This is a genomic window from Bordetella tumulicola (assembly GCF_965138755.1).
Classification (GTDB): Bacteria; Pseudomonadota; Gammaproteobacteria; order Burkholderiales; family Burkholderiaceae_B; genus Bordetella_A; species Bordetella_A tumulicola.
In genome coordinates this window covers 210,519-226,342 of sequence record NZ_CBCSFP010000003.1, presented here as the reverse complement: position 1 = coordinate 226,342, position 15,824 = coordinate 210,519, and the positions used below count along the sequence as shown (strand labels likewise).

The 15,824-nt window shown below is 57.9% G+C and carries 13 protein-coding genes and 1 tRNA gene; 7 read left to right on the top strand and 7 right to left on the bottom strand.

The window, feature by feature from the left end:
* Position 1: 1 nt before the first annotated feature.
* On the bottom strand, positions 2-409 hold the full coding sequence (locus tag ACNAZS_RS11310) for a ketosteroid isomerase-related protein (protein ID WP_009459611.1): 408 nt from the start codon (positions 407-409) through the stop codon (positions 2-4).
* 154 nt (positions 410-563) lie between these two features.
* Between ACNAZS_RS11310 and ACNAZS_RS11305 the strand changes: the two genes are divergently transcribed.
* Positions 564-1,469: a LysR family transcriptional regulator gene (locus ACNAZS_RS11305; protein WP_009459605.1), complete on the top strand. Its 906-nt coding sequence runs from the start codon at positions 564-566 to the stop codon at positions 1,467-1,469.
* A 150-nt stretch (positions 1,470-1,619) separates the two neighbouring features.
* On the opposite strand, the gene uvrB is transcribed toward ACNAZS_RS11305, so the two are convergent.
* Together uvrB and ACNAZS_RS11295 are read right to left on the bottom strand one after the other, a co-directional pair.
* Complete coding sequence (gene uvrB / locus ACNAZS_RS11300) at positions 1,620-3,596, bottom strand: excinuclease ABC subunit UvrB (RefSeq protein ID WP_009459603.1); 1,977 nt, start codon at positions 3,594-3,596, stop codon at positions 1,620-1,622.
* 374 nt (positions 3,597-3,970) lie between these two features.
* The gene (locus ACNAZS_RS11295) at positions 3,971-4,402 is read right to left on the bottom strand and encodes a DUF488 domain-containing protein (RefSeq protein WP_009459601.1); all 432 of its coding nucleotides are present in this window, start codon (positions 4,400-4,402) and stop codon (positions 3,971-3,973) included.
* A gap of 492 nt (positions 4,403-4,894) precedes the next feature.
* Here ACNAZS_RS11295 and ACNAZS_RS11290 point away from each other — a divergent pair, with 492 nt between their 5' ends.
* From ACNAZS_RS11290 to ACNAZS_RS11280, 3 genes are all read left to right on the top strand, one after another.
* Positions 4,895-5,836, top strand: coding sequence for a LysR family transcriptional regulator (locus ACNAZS_RS11290; protein WP_009459599.1), 942 nt, complete (start codon positions 4,895-4,897; stop codon positions 5,834-5,836).
* Positions 5,837-6,302: 466 nt separating this feature from the next.
* Entirely contained in the window at positions 6,303-7,517 is a 1,215-nt protein-coding gene (locus tag ACNAZS_RS11285) for a glutathione-independent formaldehyde dehydrogenase (RefSeq protein WP_009459598.1), read from the top strand.
* Positions 7,518-8,020: 503 nt separating this feature from the next.
* Positions 8,021-8,911, top strand: coding sequence for a LysR family transcriptional regulator (locus ACNAZS_RS11280; protein ID WP_019726376.1), 891 nt, complete (start codon positions 8,021-8,023; stop codon positions 8,909-8,911).
* Between the two features lie 22 nt (positions 8,912-8,933).
* Here ACNAZS_RS11280 and ACNAZS_RS11275 read toward each other — a convergent pair whose 3' ends face one another.
* Positions 8,934-9,227: a helix-turn-helix domain-containing protein gene (locus ACNAZS_RS11275; RefSeq protein ID WP_009459591.1), complete on the bottom strand. Its 294-nt coding sequence runs from the start codon at positions 9,225-9,227 to the stop codon at positions 8,934-8,936.
* Between ACNAZS_RS11275 and ACNAZS_RS11270 the strand changes: the two genes are divergently transcribed.
* Both ACNAZS_RS11270 and ACNAZS_RS11265 read left to right on the top strand, forming a co-directional pair.
* On the top strand, positions 9,185-10,000 hold the full coding sequence (locus ACNAZS_RS11270) for a substrate-binding domain-containing protein (protein ID WP_023095485.1): 816 nt from the start codon (positions 9,185-9,187) through the stop codon (positions 9,998-10,000). The two genes, ACNAZS_RS11275 and ACNAZS_RS11270, sit on opposite strands and share 43 nt — an antisense overlap.
* Positions 10,001-10,118: 118 nt before the next feature.
* A complete protein-coding gene (locus tag ACNAZS_RS11265) occupies positions 10,119-11,087 on the top strand; it encodes a Dyp-type peroxidase (RefSeq protein ID WP_009459580.1) in 969 nt (322 codons plus the stop codon).
* Between the two features lie 37 nt (positions 11,088-11,124).
* Here ACNAZS_RS11265 and ACNAZS_RS11260 read toward each other — a convergent pair whose 3' ends face one another.
* The 3 genes from ACNAZS_RS11260 to ACNAZS_RS11250 form a co-directional block, all read right to left on the bottom strand.
* Positions 11,125-13,068, bottom strand: a complete 1,944-nt coding sequence (locus tag ACNAZS_RS11260) for a tyrosine-type recombinase/integrase (RefSeq protein ID WP_009459572.1) — start codon at positions 13,066-13,068, stop codon at positions 11,125-11,127.
* Positions 13,069-13,294: 226 nt separating this feature from the next.
* Positions 13,295-13,370: transfer RNA gene (locus ACNAZS_RS11255), tRNA-Gly, on the bottom strand.
* Between the two features lie 203 nt (positions 13,371-13,573).
* Entirely contained in the window at positions 13,574-14,821 is a 1,248-nt protein-coding gene (locus ACNAZS_RS11250; protein WP_415789274.1) for an alpha-hydroxy acid oxidase, read from the bottom strand.
* Between the two features lie 97 nt (positions 14,822-14,918).
* On the opposite strand from ACNAZS_RS11250, the gene ACNAZS_RS11245 reads away from it, so the two are divergent.
* Positions 14,919-15,809 carry a LysR family transcriptional regulator gene (locus ACNAZS_RS11245; RefSeq protein WP_415789272.1) on the top strand — a complete coding sequence of 297 codons (891 nt, stop codon included), beginning with the start codon at positions 14,919-14,921 and terminating at the stop codon, positions 15,807-15,809.
* Positions 15,810-15,824: the final 15 nt, after the last annotated feature.

The window sequence follows — 15,824 nt, the reverse complement described above, 5'->3', positions numbered from 1 at the left end:
TTCAGGCGTCCCCTCCGACCTGTGCGATCCAGTCGCCGAGGTTGTAGTAGTTGGTGACACGAGCGATCTTGCCATCGCGGATCTCGAAGAACGCGCCACCCGGCAGCACGTAGCGCTGGCCCTGGGCGTCCGGCAGCCCGTCGTCCGTCACCTTGTATTCGCCATGCACCACGTACTCCGCGCCTGCGCGCAGGCCGTCGGCGCTGACCATCACCACGATCCCGCGGAGTTGCTCGCCATAGCAGCGGTCCATGCGCTGCAGGAAGGCGCGGAAGGCTTCGCGACCGACCTCACGAGCGCCCTGGTTCAAATCGTGCGCGACGTCATCGGTCAACATTGACAGCATGGCCTCGCGGTCACCGCGGTTGAAGGCGTCGTAGTAGGCAGTGATGAGAGTCGCAGCGTTCATTCGCGTTCCTTGTTGGGTTGTTCGGAGCGGAGCATTCCGGGGTGCTGTCAGTCTGGGCAACCGCGCCTCCCTTGTATATGGAATTGTTGCGATTTTATAATTCCACCATCTGGAACAATTAACGAGCGGCGAAACCGACCATGAGGCGTGCGTCATGAACAAGGAAATGGAACTACTGCGCATCTTTCGGGTGGCGGCCGAAAGCAGCAGTTTTCGCGATGCAGCCGTCCGGCTGGGGACTTCTCCGCAAGGTGTCACCCGTGCCATCCAGCAACTGGAGCAACACTACGGCGAGGTGTTGTTTCATCGAAGCACGCGCCAGGTGCGCATCACCGCCTTCGGCGAAGGGCTGTTAGACCAGGTGCGCCCGGCATTGGAGCGGTTCGAGGATCTGTGGCGAACGCCTGGCTCCGACCAGCAGGCATCCCTGTCCGGTACGGTTCGCATCACCGCACCGCACAGCTTGGGCACCAGAGCGGTGCTGCCGGCACTGGAGCGCGTGGCCGCGCGTCATCCCGACATCACGCTGGATGTGCGCCTGTCCGATCGCATCAGCAATACGGTTGACGAAGGGATTGACGTCGGAATCAGGGTCGGATTCATGCGTGATAGCCGCTTCGTCGCACGCAAGGCAGCCGACATGAAACTTCCGATCGTTGCCGCTCCGCGCCTGATCAAGAAAGTGGGCGTACCTGAAAACATCGATGCGCTAAGCAGCCTGCCAGCTACCGTGGCCTTGGATATCAATACCGGCCGTCCCTGGCCTTGGCACTTCAAGGCGGGACGCCAGTGGACACCTGCCGCACCCACTCTCGTCGCCGACAATGCCGACATGGAAATGGGAGCGGCGCTGGCCGGGATCGCGTTCGCGCAACTGGCGGACTACATGGCCGCCCCCTACATTGCCAGCGGGAAGCTCGTGCGAGTGTTGGAGAGCGAAGAACCTCCGGCATGGGGGTTGTACGTCTATCGGCCTCAGCGTGGCCCCATTCCGGGAAGGGTTCGAGCGGTATTTGATGAAATGCTGGTCGCCGTTGGATCGTTGCCAGCTTTGCGCTGACACGTCGCAAGACACTGAAAGGCACACGCCCTGGAAAGCGGGGCACTGAGCCTTGGCGGCTCGCCCCTCCGGTTGAATGATGAGCCGACCGTCTGCCCGCTTGCGCCAGGTGCAGATCGGTCGGCCATGCAACCCTATGCCGGCAAACGATTAGATGTAAATGAATTGCCGGTACAAACCATCCAACTGACGACGAATATCTTCGACGCGCTGCTCGTCACCGGTATCGGTAAATTCGAGTAGCTGCTGTTCCTTGGCAGTGATCTGATCGCAAAGGTCGGACAAATTCTCGCAGAAAGCCTCGGAGTGAACGGTGGGCTCCTCCGTATTCGTCTCTTCTCCTGCTAGTTTTCGCACAGACGAGGCCGGAGAAATCCCATTTTCCTCGTTAAAGGCAATTTGAAGCTGCCTGCGCCTATTGGTTTCATCGATCGCCTGTTTCATCGCCGGAGTCACCGCGTCGGCGTACAAGATCGCCTTGCCGTTTTCATTCCGAGCGACTCGACCTATCATCTGAATGAGAGCATGGGCCGAACGCAAGAATCCTGCACGGTCTGCATCGAGAATAGCAACCAATGATGCCTCTGGAATATCCAGCCCTTCGCGCAAAAGACTAATCCCAATCAAAACATCGAACTCTCCTGCGCGCAGGCCATTGATGATCTCAACACGATCCTCCGCTTTTATGTCCGAATGCATGTAGCGCGCTCGAATCCCGTTGTCCGTCAAGAAATCCGTTAGCTCTTCTGCACTGACCTTCGTCAGCGTAGTCACGAGCACGCGATTTTTCTTCTTCACGCACTTCGATATTTCGGCAAGCAGGTCATCTATGTATCCGTCCGCTTTCCGCACCTCAACCTTGGGATCAAGCAGTCCCGTTGGTCTGATAACTTGTTCGACAACCCTGTCTTTCGACACCCTCAGCTCGTAGTCTCCCGGAGTAGCGGAAACAAAGATGGTCTGAGGCTTGACCTTCTCAAATTCACCAAAGTTCAACGGGCGATTGTTCTTAGACGAAGGCAAGCGGAACCCGTAATCTATCAACGTCTCCTTGCGCGCCTGATCCCCCCGGTACATTGCGGATATCTGTGGCACCATGACGTGGGATTCATCGACGAACAGAAGCCCATCTTTCGGCAGGTAATCCAGCAATGTGATCGGAGGCGAGGCCGGGTCCCGTTCGCTGAAGTAGCAGGAATAATTTTCCATGCCCGAACAATAGCCTACCTCGCGCATCATCTCCACGTCATGCGTGATCCGCTCGTACAGCCTGTTTGCCTCGACCAAGCGATTATTCCTGTTCAGCTCGGCAACCCGCTCTTCCATATCAGCGAGTATCTTCTTGGACGCGGAATCTATTTTATTCGTGGGCGGTGCAAAAAGCGTCTTTGGCGAAACCAAGTAATGGTCAATTGCCCCAAGCGTTTTACCTGTAACAGGGTCTAGCCATTGAACAGACGCAACAGAGTCATCCAGCAGTTCCACCCGAACTGCCCTATGCTCGGAATCAGCAGGAAAGATATCGATCACATCACCTTGAGCGCGAAACGTTGCACGTTTGAGAGTGCGCTCAGTGCGATCATATTGCAGCAGAGCCAAACGACGAATCAGCTCTCTCTGGTTTAGTTTGACCCCAGGGGACAGAGCGATCTGCAACGCTCGGTACGCCTCCGGGTCACCCAGGCCGTAGATTGAAGACACCGAAGCGACGACGATCACATCGCGGCGCTCAATCAAGGATTTGGTCGTGGACAGGCGTAGGCGCTCAAGGTGATCGTTGATGGCCGAGTCCTTTGGAATGAAACGATCGGTGCCCGGCATATAAATCTCGGGCTGAAAATAATCGTAGTAGGAAACGAAGTACTCGACAGCATTCTCAGGAAAGAAGTGCTTCATTTCACCATAAAGCTGCGCGGTCAATGTCTTGTTAGGAGCCAAGATCAACGTGGGCCGCTTCAGACGATGAATCACATTGGCCATCGTAAAGGTCTTACCAGAGCCGGTGATACCCTTCAGCGTCTGGTGTGTCGCACCTTCTTCTATGTCCGATAGCAGGCGCGCTATCGCCTCTGGCTGGTCCCCCGCCGGCGTATAGCTGGAGTGCAGAATGAACGTACCGGTTGACATTAGATATCTCCTAATTGAGCTACTTCAATTTGTCCTGATGTATCGGCTATTTCGGAAGACCTATAGCAGTACCAAACTGGGGTGTAAATGACGGCGATCCTGCCACGCCCCACCTGGGCGTAGGCGTCGCCAACATGATAGCCCAACACACGGGCGGGCTTCCCAGTGCATATCCGCCGAGCGCCACGACGTCAGCCAGCGGCCCGTCTGCCAATGCACCTGGAGCTACTCGCCTCGTTCAGCGCCGACATCGAGTCGTGGCGGGCGAGATTGCTCTGTACGCCCCATGTGTGGCGGCGGCTCCCGCCGATGCGCGCCTTTGCCTCTCTCAGCCATCAAGACGAGACGCCGGAGGCGTGGAGCTACGTCACCTGCTAAAGATGCACGATCTCAACATTCGGCCATTTGCCTGCAAGGTACTCGGCCACTAGCCTCCGATGGCAGTGATGGGGCTTGTCTTCGCTGCAAAGCAGGCAACTGTTATCAATCTTTTCTTTATCGATTGACTCAATCTTTCGGGACGACATTAAATCCAGAAACTTCCTCGCGTAGATATCCCAATCTCCCCCTTTTATTTTATATGCCTCGAACATGTCCTTGGTTGGAGCAAGTGCTGGCAGGTGCTCATATTCCATCCCACACAACGCCTCGGAAAAATACCGAAGATCCTCGCGCTTTGCGAAGCCGGCCAATTGCGAAACATTATTCAGACGAACATCGACTAGGCGTTTGGCACCAGAATCACCTAATTTGGTGAAGAAGGATCGCGCGGAGGTCTTAGTGAATCCAATCGTGAATATCTTCATCTGCCTTACTCCACTCGTTCCTTCATCCATAAATGGCTGTTATTGATCTGCCGCCAGGTACGCCCGTCAATCGCAGCCAAGGAAACGCCGGGGGCATGGCGTACTAGCTACTCCACAACGGCCACGGCAGGCTCCATTCTCTGGCCGCTTCAACGACTCGCGGCCACGACCCGAGCAGCTCAAGAGCTTAGCACCGCCTTTTGCGGTTGCGTGCTTCACCACTCCCGCTTCTTCCCTTCCAGAACGCGCCAACTGCTAAGCTACATGAGGACGACTCGCCCTACAGCGCGAAGCACCTGTGTTCGCGCTATTGGCTGTCCCGTGCGTTGTGGTGCTGGCCGCCGATGACGAGCCGAGCCTACTGAATGGGCACTGCGCACAACAGCCTTTCATGCGTGCCACCTGCGTGATCAAGGTTGAACGCAGATCGAAGCGTGCACAGGTTTTTTCATAAAAGTATAAAATTCAATCAACTCTATCAGAAGAAAATCTATGATCGTAAGAAACTTTGAATACTTGCTTGCTTTGCACCGTGAAGGCCATTTTGGCAACGCGGCAAAAAGCTGCAATGTTTCTCAGCCGACACTCTCCGCGGGCATCAAGCAATTGGAGGAAGACATGGGTGTCGAGATCGTGCGTCATGGCCGACGCTACGACGGGCTCACTTCTGAAGGAATGCGCGTACTGTCTTGGGCTCAGCAGATGTATGACGACTGCAAAGGACTGGAGCGAGAAATCTCCGCACTACGGCGGGGTATAGAGGGGAAATTCCGGCTAGGGATACTCCCAGGAACTGCCGGCGTAGCACCCACATTAAGCATCGCCCTTGCCGAAAAAACACCTTTACTTCAACAATCAATTCTGGTCTCCGGCGCTTCTTCCCTGCTGCAGGCGATTCGAGAAAACAATCTGGATATCGCACTCATGCATTTGGAGGATATTCCAGGGGAAGACTTCGATACTCACCTTCTGTACCGTGAACGCATTTTCCTTTTTCACGCCGCTAGAACACAGCAACCCCGAAGCACAACGTGGGACCATGTTCTTAATAGACAACTGTGCCTGCTGAACTCGGCAGTACCTGAATCCATTCAAGATAGACTGACGCAATGTACCGCACAGACTATTCGCACTGATTCAATTGACGTGCTATCGGCACACGTGGCGACAGGAAAATATTCGGCAGTTCTTCCGCAATCTCTCGCCGGCCAACTCGCACACATTCCGAATCTCCACGCAATCGGTATCAGTGGACCAATGTCACACTCAAATGTCGGATTCGTTGCTGGGAAAAATGCGTTCGAGGCACCGTCATCGCACGCATTGCTCGAAATGGTGCACACCCCAGAACTGGCCGCCGCTCTTCAATCCGTTATATCGATCCATCGTCGGTTCCAGCCCAAAGCAGACTCATCCCAAAGCCCCTTGAAATAGCGAGTCTCGAAGAGCAACGCTGTATTGCTTCAACCAGGCAAAGATGGCAGGCACGCCGTGTGCGCCGCTAACAGGCGCCACGTGCTGAGCAACCCATCGAAGGCCACCAGGTCTAGGGGCAACACGGGCGACAGGAGTACCTGCTGCATGCGGCCTCCTCATGTCTCGCTGGGTCAAGCTGACTATTCCTAGATCAAGCTAGGAGGCGCGATGTAGTGATGATCGTTGTCCTCTCCCAGCTAGGAGACGAGCACGGCTCGACGAGCCCGTGTAGATAGATCGTGTCTATCTGCACATAGATTATTCCAGTTTGACCACTTCTGAGCTTGATCCGATGCTGTCAAGACCGCAGAAGGAGACGCGGCCAACGGCTAGGCAGTACCACGATCGTTCTTCTTGACAGCGGTAAGTCTCGTTTCCCACTTCGATTTAGAAGATGGAAACATTAACGCACAGAGGTGACGAAATGACTCCGACCGGTAACCGAATCGTGACTTTCGAGAAGCCCTTGGAAATGAAGGTCAACACCTTCAAATTTCCAGAGCTGATAACCCCTCAAGGGAAAAGTGCACCCCACGGCGCTATCCTCAAAATAGTTACCACAAATATCTGTGGCAGCGACCTTCACATTTATCGCGGTTCGTTTGCTGTTCCCAAGGGAATGACCATGGGCCATGAAATGACCGGCGAAGTGATCGAAGTGGGATCAGACGTCGAAGTCGTGAAGAAGGGCGACATCGTTTCCGTCCCCTTCAATGTGGGTTGTGGGCGTTGCTACAACTGCAAGCATATGCGCTCCGATGTATGCGAGAACACCAACCCCGAAATCGACTGCGGAGCCTACGGGTTCAACCTCGGTGGCTGGACGGGGGGCCAAGGTGATTATCTCTTCGTACCGTATGCGGATTTCAATCTCCTGCGCTTTCCTGACAAGGATGCCGCCATGGAAAAGATCCGCGACCTGACCCTTCTCTCTGACGTACTACCCACAGCTTTCCATGGGTTCGCTGGCCCTGATTGGCCAGCCGCACCGGCCTACGTCGTCGGCGAAAACATCCTGATCTTCGGTGCCGGGCCGGTCGGCAGAGCGGGTGCCGCCTGCGCCAGACTTCTGGGTGCAGGCGCCATCATCGTTGCCGATTACATTCAAGAGCGGCTGGACCTTCTCAAGCCACACGGCGTGGAAACCATCAACCTTTCCGACGGCGTGCCGATCGAGGAACATCTCGAACGCATTACCGGGCACAGGGAGGTGGATCGCGTCATCGACTATGTTGGTGTGGACTGCCGCGGGTTTGGCGCGGAGGCTGACAAGATCGTGGAGAGCGCTGTTACCAACGCAATGCTCAAATATGTCCGCTTCGGCGGAATGACCAGCACGGTCGGTGTGTACTGCGCAAACCCGATCTCGAAAGACCCGAAAGCCAAGAAAGGCCATATGGATCTGGAATGGTCCAACGCCTGGATCAAGTCGCCGCGAATGTCGGCTGGTCAATCCCCGACGGCCAATTACAACCACGCGTTAATGCGGGCGATACTGAACGATCGCATGCCTTACCTTTCGCCGATGATGAACACTAAGTTCATCAAGCTCGAAGACGCGCCCGCCGCGTACAAAGAGTTCGACGCGGGTTCTGCATACAAGTACGTCATCGACCCGCATGGTTCAGTGCGGCAGTAAGTATCCGGCGCGGGCTACGCATCAGGATGTCTCACACTTTCTGGTGAGAGACATTCTGGCTCCTCTAGTCTCCGGCCAGCAACTGAAGCCGGCGAATATTTTCGCCGGCATTTGTCTGCTGCCCCAAGGCGTTGTGATTTTGACGGGGTGCTTGCCTTGGCTCGGGCCAGGAGCAGAACCTCAGCAATCCGCAGGTGATGATCAACCGCAGGCGTGTTCGAGCGCCTGGTTCGCAATCGGTCAAGGGTCGGACGGAGAAGATGCGCGGCATCCATTGATGTGCGTGGCTGAACATAGCCTTCGCCTGATCCTGACCACCCCACGGACTTGATCAGTCTCGCCTGGTGTTGTGCCGGCCTCGGGCCATCGCACGATCAGCCCAGCCCTGGCTCATTTAGCCAGAAGTTTCCAAAGACGTGGCCGAACTCGCCGCCGCCGAAATGGCAGTCACTTCTATAGGGAGATAGCACAGTGTTGGATAAGTCGGAACGGGAGGGTGGCCTATGGAGCTGCGCCATCTTCGCTGCTTCGTAGTTCTTGCTGAGGAGCTACATTTCACGCGGGCGGCTGAGCGCTTGCATATCGAACAACCACCGCTATCACGAGCCATCAAGGAACTTGAGGACGAGTTGGGCGTAGTGCTCTTCGACCGAAACCGACGAGGAACAGTTCTGACGGCGGCGGGTGCGGTCTTCTTGCAAGATGTACGCCGTCTATTCACTGTGCTGGAACAGGCTCGTGAAAATGCCAAGGCTGTGGCATCGGGCTTGCGCGGTAGCCTGCGCATCGCAGTATCAGATGGAGCTATCGATCCACGACTGTCGGCATTTCTGGCTCGTTGTCGCGCCGAGGAGCCGGAGATCGAAATACGCTTGTCAGAAGTGCCTCTGGCAGAGCAAGTGCGCGGTTTGCGCTCGGGCGACTTCATGATCGGGTTCGCGCACACGGCCGATGTCGGCGACGGTATCGCTGCCGAGGCAATCTGGCACGACCCGCTGGTGATTGCTGTGCCAGCTCGGCACTCATTGCTCACCTACAAGGAGGTGCCACTTCAAGAACTCCAAGGCCATCCACTTGTCCTGTGCGACCCGCAGGTATGCGAGGGTTATTGCCGCGAACTCAAGCGGCTGCTCAACACGTTGGAGCACAAGCTGAATGTTGTCGAGGAAGTATCCTCACTGGACATGATGCTCACCTTGGTCGGCGCCGGCTACGGCATCGGCTTCATGACGGCGACCAAGATTCCCATCTCTCAACGGCCGGATGTGGTGATCCGCCCCTTGGCGATGGATTCTGCCGTGATCACGACCTACCTGCTTCGGCCCGACGGCAGCAATTTATCGGCTTCGGTAGAGCGATTTGTCGTTCGCCTACGCGACTCATCGGACGGTTGACGGAGCCTGGCAAGCCAGACACTCAGGGATCGGTGTCGGCACGCAGATTGCGTTCGGTCGCCGTCATCAGGTCAGCCGCGCTTATTCCGAGTGCCGTAGAAATTTTCAGTATGAGCGGAAGCGTGGGCACGTGCTCACCACGCTCGATCTTACCCATGTGAGAACGCGAAATGCTTGCCCGAGATGCGAACTCGTCTTGCGCGACTCCTTGAGCGACGCGCGCAGCGCGCACGGCCTGTCCGAAGGCTAACGCCGACTCGGATTCATACGTCGATGTGCCAGAAGGACGGCCTGGCTGAATTGTTGATTTCTGCATTAGCAGAAGCGTCAAACAATCTGCCACAATTAACCACGTTAAAGATAACGACGTTAAACTTCACTCTTTACTGCGACGCTGGTTTGCCTTTCTGGACAGATCGCTTATTGGGGGCCCTCATGCATGACGCCACCAGCCAGTTTTCCCATTTCAGGCTTGCTATCGCACCTGGAGTGCCATCCTCTTGCCTCATAACGCTTCTTGCCCTTCAGCGCGCAGAGGAGCCTGAAGTCACCATCGCGTTCTTTGAGACCTCGGGCGACGACCTGATGACGGGCCTTGAGGAAGGCCGCTACGACGCCGGAATCTCGCTTCGGAACGCTGGTGCTCCAGCCGTGAAAAGCCAGCCGCTCTGGGTCGAGAACGTGGCCGTTGCAATGCCGCTGGGGTCCCCCTTACTTGCCCAGGCGAAGATCACGCTTGCCGAGCTTCTGGACTATCCGGTGTTTCGCTGGCCGGCGGAGGCATGCCTACTGCTCGATCAGCGACTGTCTTCCCTTCCGTTGAGCCAACAGAGCGTGCAGCATGTGACTTCGTTCGAGATGATGGCGCTTTGGGTCACCGCTGGCTACGGTGTGGGGCTCTCGGCGCAATCGCGCATGGAGCGTGCCCATGCGTGGGGGATCACTATGCGACCGCTTTCAGACGGCCCCTACGAGATCGTGACATACCTGCAGCGGCCCCACGGACGAGCCAATGCTGTTTCTGAGCGGTTCGAGCACAGGGCAATGCTGGTTGCCAGGGATAGGGCGGCTTGCTCGAATATCCCATAGCCCGCTCTCGCCGAGGCTGCGTTCGGGTAATTACCGCGGCACGCACCTGTTAGCGCGCCAGTGATAGCGCTTCCATCTTTGGCAATATGATGAATTAACATGGTCTTTGGAGGCACGAATGGTTGGAAGTGGTTGGGACCGAGTACCAATTGACTCGCAAAGCATCGATGCGCCGCTGTCGCGCGCGGCGGTGTTTCTCACGTTGACGGTCGCCGAGGGCCACGAGGCCCTTCAGGCGGTCGCCGGCATCTTGGACGGGCTGGACGACCTGATCAAAACGGTGGGCTTCCGCGATCTCAACGGCCGGCTGTCGTGCATCACTGCGCTGGGATCGGCGCTATGGGACCGTTTCCAGACCGGGAAGCGCCCGAAGGAACTACGGCCCTTCGTGCCCATCGAGGGTGCCAAGCACACCGCGCCTGCCACGCCCGGCGACCTGTTCTTTCACATCCGTGCCGAACGTGAGGATCTCTGTTTTGAATTCGAGCGCCTGCTGCTGGACCAACTGGGCAGCAGCGTGACGGTGGCCGACGAGGTGGTCGGTTTTCGCTACTTCGACTCCCGCGACCTGCTTGGCTTTGTCGATGGCACGGCCAACCCGACCGGGCACGACATCGGCGCCTCGACGCTGGTCGGCAGTGAAGATCAGGCGTTCGCCGGCGGTAGCTACTTGGTGGTGCAGAAGTATCTGCACCAAATGCAGCCGTGGGCTCGGCTCGCCAAGGACGAGCAAGAGCGGATCATCGGCCGGGAGATCGTCAGCAATGTCGAATTGCCCGACGCGACGAGCGGCCAGAAATCGCACAAGACCCTCGCCACAATCGTGGACGACGACGGCACCGAGCACGACATCCTGCGCGACAACATGCCCTTCGGCCGCCCCGGCCAGGGCGAATATGGCACCTACTTCATCGGCTACTCCAGGCATCTGTGGGTGACGCAGAAGATGCTGGAGCGCATGTTCCTCGGCGATCCGCCAGGCATGCACGACCGCCTGCTCGATTTCTCGACGGCGCACACCGGCGCCGTGTTCTTCGCTCCCGCACCGCGCACGCTGAGCGAACTCGTGGAGGCGGTGCAAGCGTAATGCAGGGGCCACAAGGCCCCTGCAAGGTTTGAGAGCCCTATGCTCCGTCTAGAACTACTGCGCTATCCACCAGCCGACGAACGCTTTGCCGCACATCCTCGGGGATGGGGTAAGGGGCAATGGCCTCGGGCATATCCGCATGGTGCTGGTAGTCGCCCATGATGACCCGGATGATCGCCGGCACGTTGGTCGGCGTGACCGCATCAATGGCCGCGCGGTCCCCCAGGTCAGGGTGCGGCTGGGTCAGCATGCGGTACAGATCCCACGAATCCGCGTGCAGGCACTGGTTCATGAGCACCTGGGCCAGCTTGTGCTTGAGCGGCACCAGTTGCCAATCGGGAACACGCTGCCCCCGATTACCCAAACTGATGGACAGCAACTTGCCCGCTTTCAGTTCGCGGTTGATCTGGTCCTTGGACTTTCCAGCCAGCTTGCCGAACAGCGGGACCGGCAAGCTGCTTGGAGACTCGTAGATGGTCAGCATTTCCTCGCGCTCGCGCTGGATCGCGGACACTTCCGGCTCTGGGGCATGCGTCGGAGGCGGCGGCACCTGAGACAGCCGCTGGAACGTGATCCCGCCGCTGCTCGGGGTTACGACAATAGGCGTGGCCACGACGGGCGGGACGCCGGGAGGAGTGGGCTCGGCCATCGTGAGGGTCGCATCCATCGTTTCCTCCACTTCTGCCATTGCCGGCACCCCGTCGATACGGATGGTCAGGTGCGCGCTCGCGGCTTCCACTTCGCCCTGTTCGAGCAGGTCGAGCCGATCGGCCCAGTCCTGCATCATCCGACGGCGCGGCTCAACGTACTTGGCGTGGTTGTAGGACGAACTCACCTTATTGGGGTCGGAATGGGAAAGCTGCGCGTCCACCCAAATCTTCGGGTAGCCAATCTCGTTGAGCGCCGTCGAGATGGTGCCGCGGATGCCGTGGCCGGTCAGGCGCCCCTCATAGCCCATGAGCTGCACGGCCTTGTTGAGGGTGTTCTCGCTGATGCGCTTCTTGAGTTCGCTGCGGTGTGACAGCAGGTACCTCTGCGCCGGCCGCATCACCCCCAGAAGATAGCGCACGATCTCGATGGCCTGCAGGGATAGCGGCACGATATAGGGGGGCACATCCTGCGGCCGCTTCCCTGCCTTGCGCATTTCATCCTGGAGCTGCTTGACGATCTGCGGCGGGATGATCCACAAGCCCCTGTCGAGGTCGAACTGTTCGGGTTCGGCCAACCGCAGTTCGCCGGTGCGCACCCCGGTCAGGAACAGCAGCCGGACGCCAAGCTGGGTCTGCCAGCCACGGGGGTTGTAGAGCCGGAGCTTCTGGAGGAACTCGGGCATCTCGGGCAGGTGCAAGTAGGGGTTGTGGGCTACCGGGGGCTTGGGTTCGGCTACCACGTCCAGGTCTGCGGCCGGGTTGACCTCCAGCCCCTCGGCGATGACCAGGGCATAACGGAACATCTGGTTGAACCAGGTGCGGACCTTTTCCGCAGTAGTGAACGCCTTGCGCTTCTCGATCGCCGCCAGGACGCCCAGAAGCTGAGGGCGGCGAATGTCATAGATCGACATCTTCCCCAGAGTGGGCAGCACGTCTTTGTTAAAGATGCGCAGGATCTGGGAAAGCGTGCTCTGACGGCCTTCCTTGAGTTCCTTACGGCGATGCTCGACCCAAGCATCGAAGACGGTCTTGAAGGTGTATTCGCCCGCCAGCTTGGCCGCGTGCCGTTTCTGGTCGCGCTCGACCTGGGGATCGATCCCCCTGGCAAGCAGGGCCTGGGCCTTGTCTCGCTCGGTCCGGGCTTCACGCAGGCTGAGGGCAGGATAGCCGCCCAGGCACAGGCGCTTTTGCTTGCCCAGCCAGTAGTAGCGGAATTGCCATGACTTGCCGCCTGCGGCTGAGACCATCAGGCCCAGGCAGTCGTTGTCGGAGAGGGTGTAGCGTTTTCCGGTGGTCTTCGCCTGCCGGACGGTCAGATCAGAGAGCGCCATTTCGAGACTCCTAAGTAATGACTTAGGCCCTATGCTCGTCATGGTTCCCGCTCAGCCCCAGCAACTATCCGGTAGCCGCCCCACCCGTATTCTTGTGCCTTATTTGGTCACTCAAAAACGGTAGCTGTGGGTGGATTTCCGTGGCACTCGCTGGAATGAAAAAAGGAGCCGAAGCTCCTTTTTTCAATGACCTACAGACCCCAGTAGAAGTCTGTGGATCAAAATTTGGAGCGGGAAACGAGTCTCGAACTCGCGACCTCAACCTTGGCAAGGTTGCGCTCTACCAACTGAGCTACTCCCGCATTTTTAGTAAACCAGAGCTGGCCACCAAAGACCAAAATTATAGCAGGCTTTTATGCGATCGTGCAAATTCTCGCGTTGACCATAGAAACTCAGCCTACGAAGGTATCAGGAAAATGTTCTGAAAGTCCGAGGTCGTGAAAGATCGCGGCCTCAGCAGGTCTTGTATGAGACTGGCCTGAATAAGGACCAGCGACTGAGCGGGTTAACTGCCGTGACGTCGCCGCAGATGCTGTGGCCCTAATTCAGACGGGCTAAGTACGCCTAGCAGTGCCATATTGCGCGCCATTTCGGTGGCAAGGATGCCGATGGCATGCGTGATGCCGGCTTGCCCCGCTACCGTGCCTGCATAATTGAAGGGGCGGCCAACGAACACGAATTTCGCGCCTAGCGCGAGCGCCATGAGTACGTCGCTGCCGCGTCGAAAACCCCCGTCTATCATGACGGGATAATCTGGGCCGAGCGCGCGTACCACCTGTGGTAGCGCACGTAGCGGTGCAATGGCGCCATCGAGCTGTCTACCGCCGTGGTTAGACACAATGATGCCGTCGGCGCCATATTGCCGTGCCATTTGAGCGTCCTCTGGGGAGAGAATGCCTTTGATGACCAAGCGGCCTTTCCATCGGTCGCGTATCTGTTGGACATGTGTCCAGTTCAGATGATCCCGGGCACCGAAATCCCGCATCACGCTTGATGCGATGATGGGTGCGCCGCGCGTGGCATGAGAGTTCTCGAAATGCGGAACGCCGTGGCGCACGATGGTTCTAAAAGCCGTGCCGAATAGCCAACGCGGGTGGGTGATGCCATCCCAGGCCAGTCGCAGGCTAGGGCGCAGCGGGGTGGTGAAGCGCGCACGAATATTGTTCTCGCGATTACCCGACACAGGGACGTCGGCTGTGACGACAAGTGTCTTAAACCCTGCGGCAGCGACGCGGTCTACCAAGGCATCGATGCGCTCCGGTTCACCGGGGACATAGGCTTGAAACCAGGCTTTGGGGTTGGCGGCGGCGATATCTTCCAGGCGAATGAGCGACGAGCCGCTCATGATGGCGGGAATCTGTGCCGCCGCGGCGGCCTGGGTCTGGATGAAATCTCCGCGATAAGCCGATAATGCGCTCACCCCCATGGGCGCAATGCCAATGGGAGCCGCCCAGCGTTCGCCGAACAGCGTCGTGGAAAGCGACCGATGCGAGGTGCTGATGAACGCACGAGGAACCCAGTCGTAGTCGGCAAAGGCGTCCTCGCTACTTCGTAGTGCACGATCGGTTTCACATCCACCGCTAATGTACGCAAAGATGGGCGCAGGCAGATGACGACGAGCGGCCTCTTCGAAGTCCGCCAACGACAGTACGCGCTGCAGGCGTTTCGGCACCTGCCATCCCCCCTTGGCGGACTTGCTGGGCAAGGTATGGCTGGCGATGGGATAGTCCTGTAGGCGGAGTGGGTCTTGCATGAAAATTCCGGAAAAAGCGAGGAAGGTCACATGCTAGAGCGATATGCTTAAGTGATGGGCGATAATTCGTCGTTCGATAAGCAAGAGTTTCTTGACAATGAAACTGCAATATTTGGCCACGCTTTCTGCCGTTGTGGCGCATGGCAACCTCACCGCCGCTGCCGAGCAGGTCAATCTGACGCGCAGCGCGGTTAGCCTGCAGATGAAACAGCTAGAGGCGTACTTTGGCCAGCTGTTGTTTGACCGTTCCGGGCGTCATGTGCAGCCCACGGCATTTGCGCGAGAGGTGGTTCGTACCGTCGATCGCGCCATTGCCGATATCGAAGCATTGCGCAGCCACGCGGCGCGTGCCCCAGGTGGGCTGGTCAGGTTGGGTATTACCGACTCTGCACAAACCACGCTTTTGCCGTTGGCTTTTGCGGATTTGCTACGCAATGCACCGCAGGTCGAATTACAAATTGAACGAGGTTCGACACCTATCCTGCTGGATGAATTGAAAGCGGGCAGGATCGATGTAGCGGTATTGATTCGCCCGCCCACCGGGGGATCCAGCCGGCTCATGTGGACCGAGCTACTCAATGATGAGTTGGTGCTGGTCGTGCCAAAGGGCTTGCGAGCTGCGCCGCCAGCGCAGATTCTGCGTGAGCAGCCTTGGCTTCGCTTTGACCGACGCATGGTTGCCGGGCGGATGGCGGCGCAGTTCGTGGAAAAGCTGATACCCCAACGGCATGCATTGATCGATTTGCCGTCAATAGACGCGATTGTCGCCATGGTCGGGGCTGGCGTCGGCGTATCCGTGTTGCCACGGTTGCGTGTCGAGCATTTGCATGCGCATGCCGTGCGCGAAGTAAGCCTGGGGCCGAATGCCCCAGTGCGCACGCTCGCGATGGTACGTCGCAAAGCCGAGTCGGATCATCGGCTGCTGGATATTGTGCAGTCGTCTTTTGTGGAGGCTGCCCGGCAACTGGGCAAATCAGTACCAACGTGAGGGTGCCAAAATGGC

Bases quoted from the DNA above. Each gene is read 5' to 3' on its own strand.
- ACNAZS_RS11310 (WP_009459611.1), bottom strand. From the start codon at position 409: ATGAACGCTGCGACTCTCATCACTGCCTACTACGACGCCTTCAACCGC.
- ACNAZS_RS11305 (WP_009459605.1), top strand. From the start codon at position 564: ATGAACAAGGAAATGGAACTACTGCGCATCTTTCGGGTGGCGGCCGAA.
- uvrB (WP_009459603.1), bottom strand. From the start codon at position 3,596: ATGTCAACCGGTACGTTCATTCTGCACTCCAGCTATACGCCGGCGGGG.
- ACNAZS_RS11295 (WP_009459601.1), bottom strand. From the start codon at position 4,402: ATGAAGATATTCACGATTGGATTCACTAAGACCTCCGCGCGATCCTTC.
- ACNAZS_RS11290 (WP_009459599.1), top strand. From the start codon at position 4,895: ATGATCGTAAGAAACTTTGAATACTTGCTTGCTTTGCACCGTGAAGGC.
- ACNAZS_RS11285 (WP_009459598.1), top strand. From the start codon at position 6,303: ATGACTCCGACCGGTAACCGAATCGTGACTTTCGAGAAGCCCTTGGAA.
- ACNAZS_RS11280 (WP_019726376.1), top strand. From the start codon at position 8,021: ATGGAGCTGCGCCATCTTCGCTGCTTCGTAGTTCTTGCTGAGGAGCTA.
- ACNAZS_RS11270 (WP_023095485.1), top strand. From the start codon at position 9,185: ATGTGCCAGAAGGACGGCCTGGCTGAATTGTTGATTTCTGCATTAGCA.
- ACNAZS_RS11275 (WP_009459591.1), bottom strand. From the start codon at position 9,227: ATGCAGAAATCAACAATTCAGCCAGGCCGTCCTTCTGGCACATCGACG.
- ACNAZS_RS11265 (WP_009459580.1), top strand. From the start codon at position 10,119: ATGGTTGGAAGTGGTTGGGACCGAGTACCAATTGACTCGCAAAGCATC.
- ACNAZS_RS11260 (WP_009459572.1), bottom strand. From the start codon at position 13,068: ATGGCGCTCTCTGATCTGACCGTCCGGCAGGCGAAGACCACCGGAAAA.
- ACNAZS_RS11250 (WP_415789274.1), bottom strand. From the start codon at position 14,821: ATGCAAGACCCACTCCGCCTACAGGACTATCCCATCGCCAGCCATACC.
- ACNAZS_RS11245 (WP_415789272.1), top strand. From the start codon at position 14,919: ATGAAACTGCAATATTTGGCCACGCTTTCTGCCGTTGTGGCGCATGGC.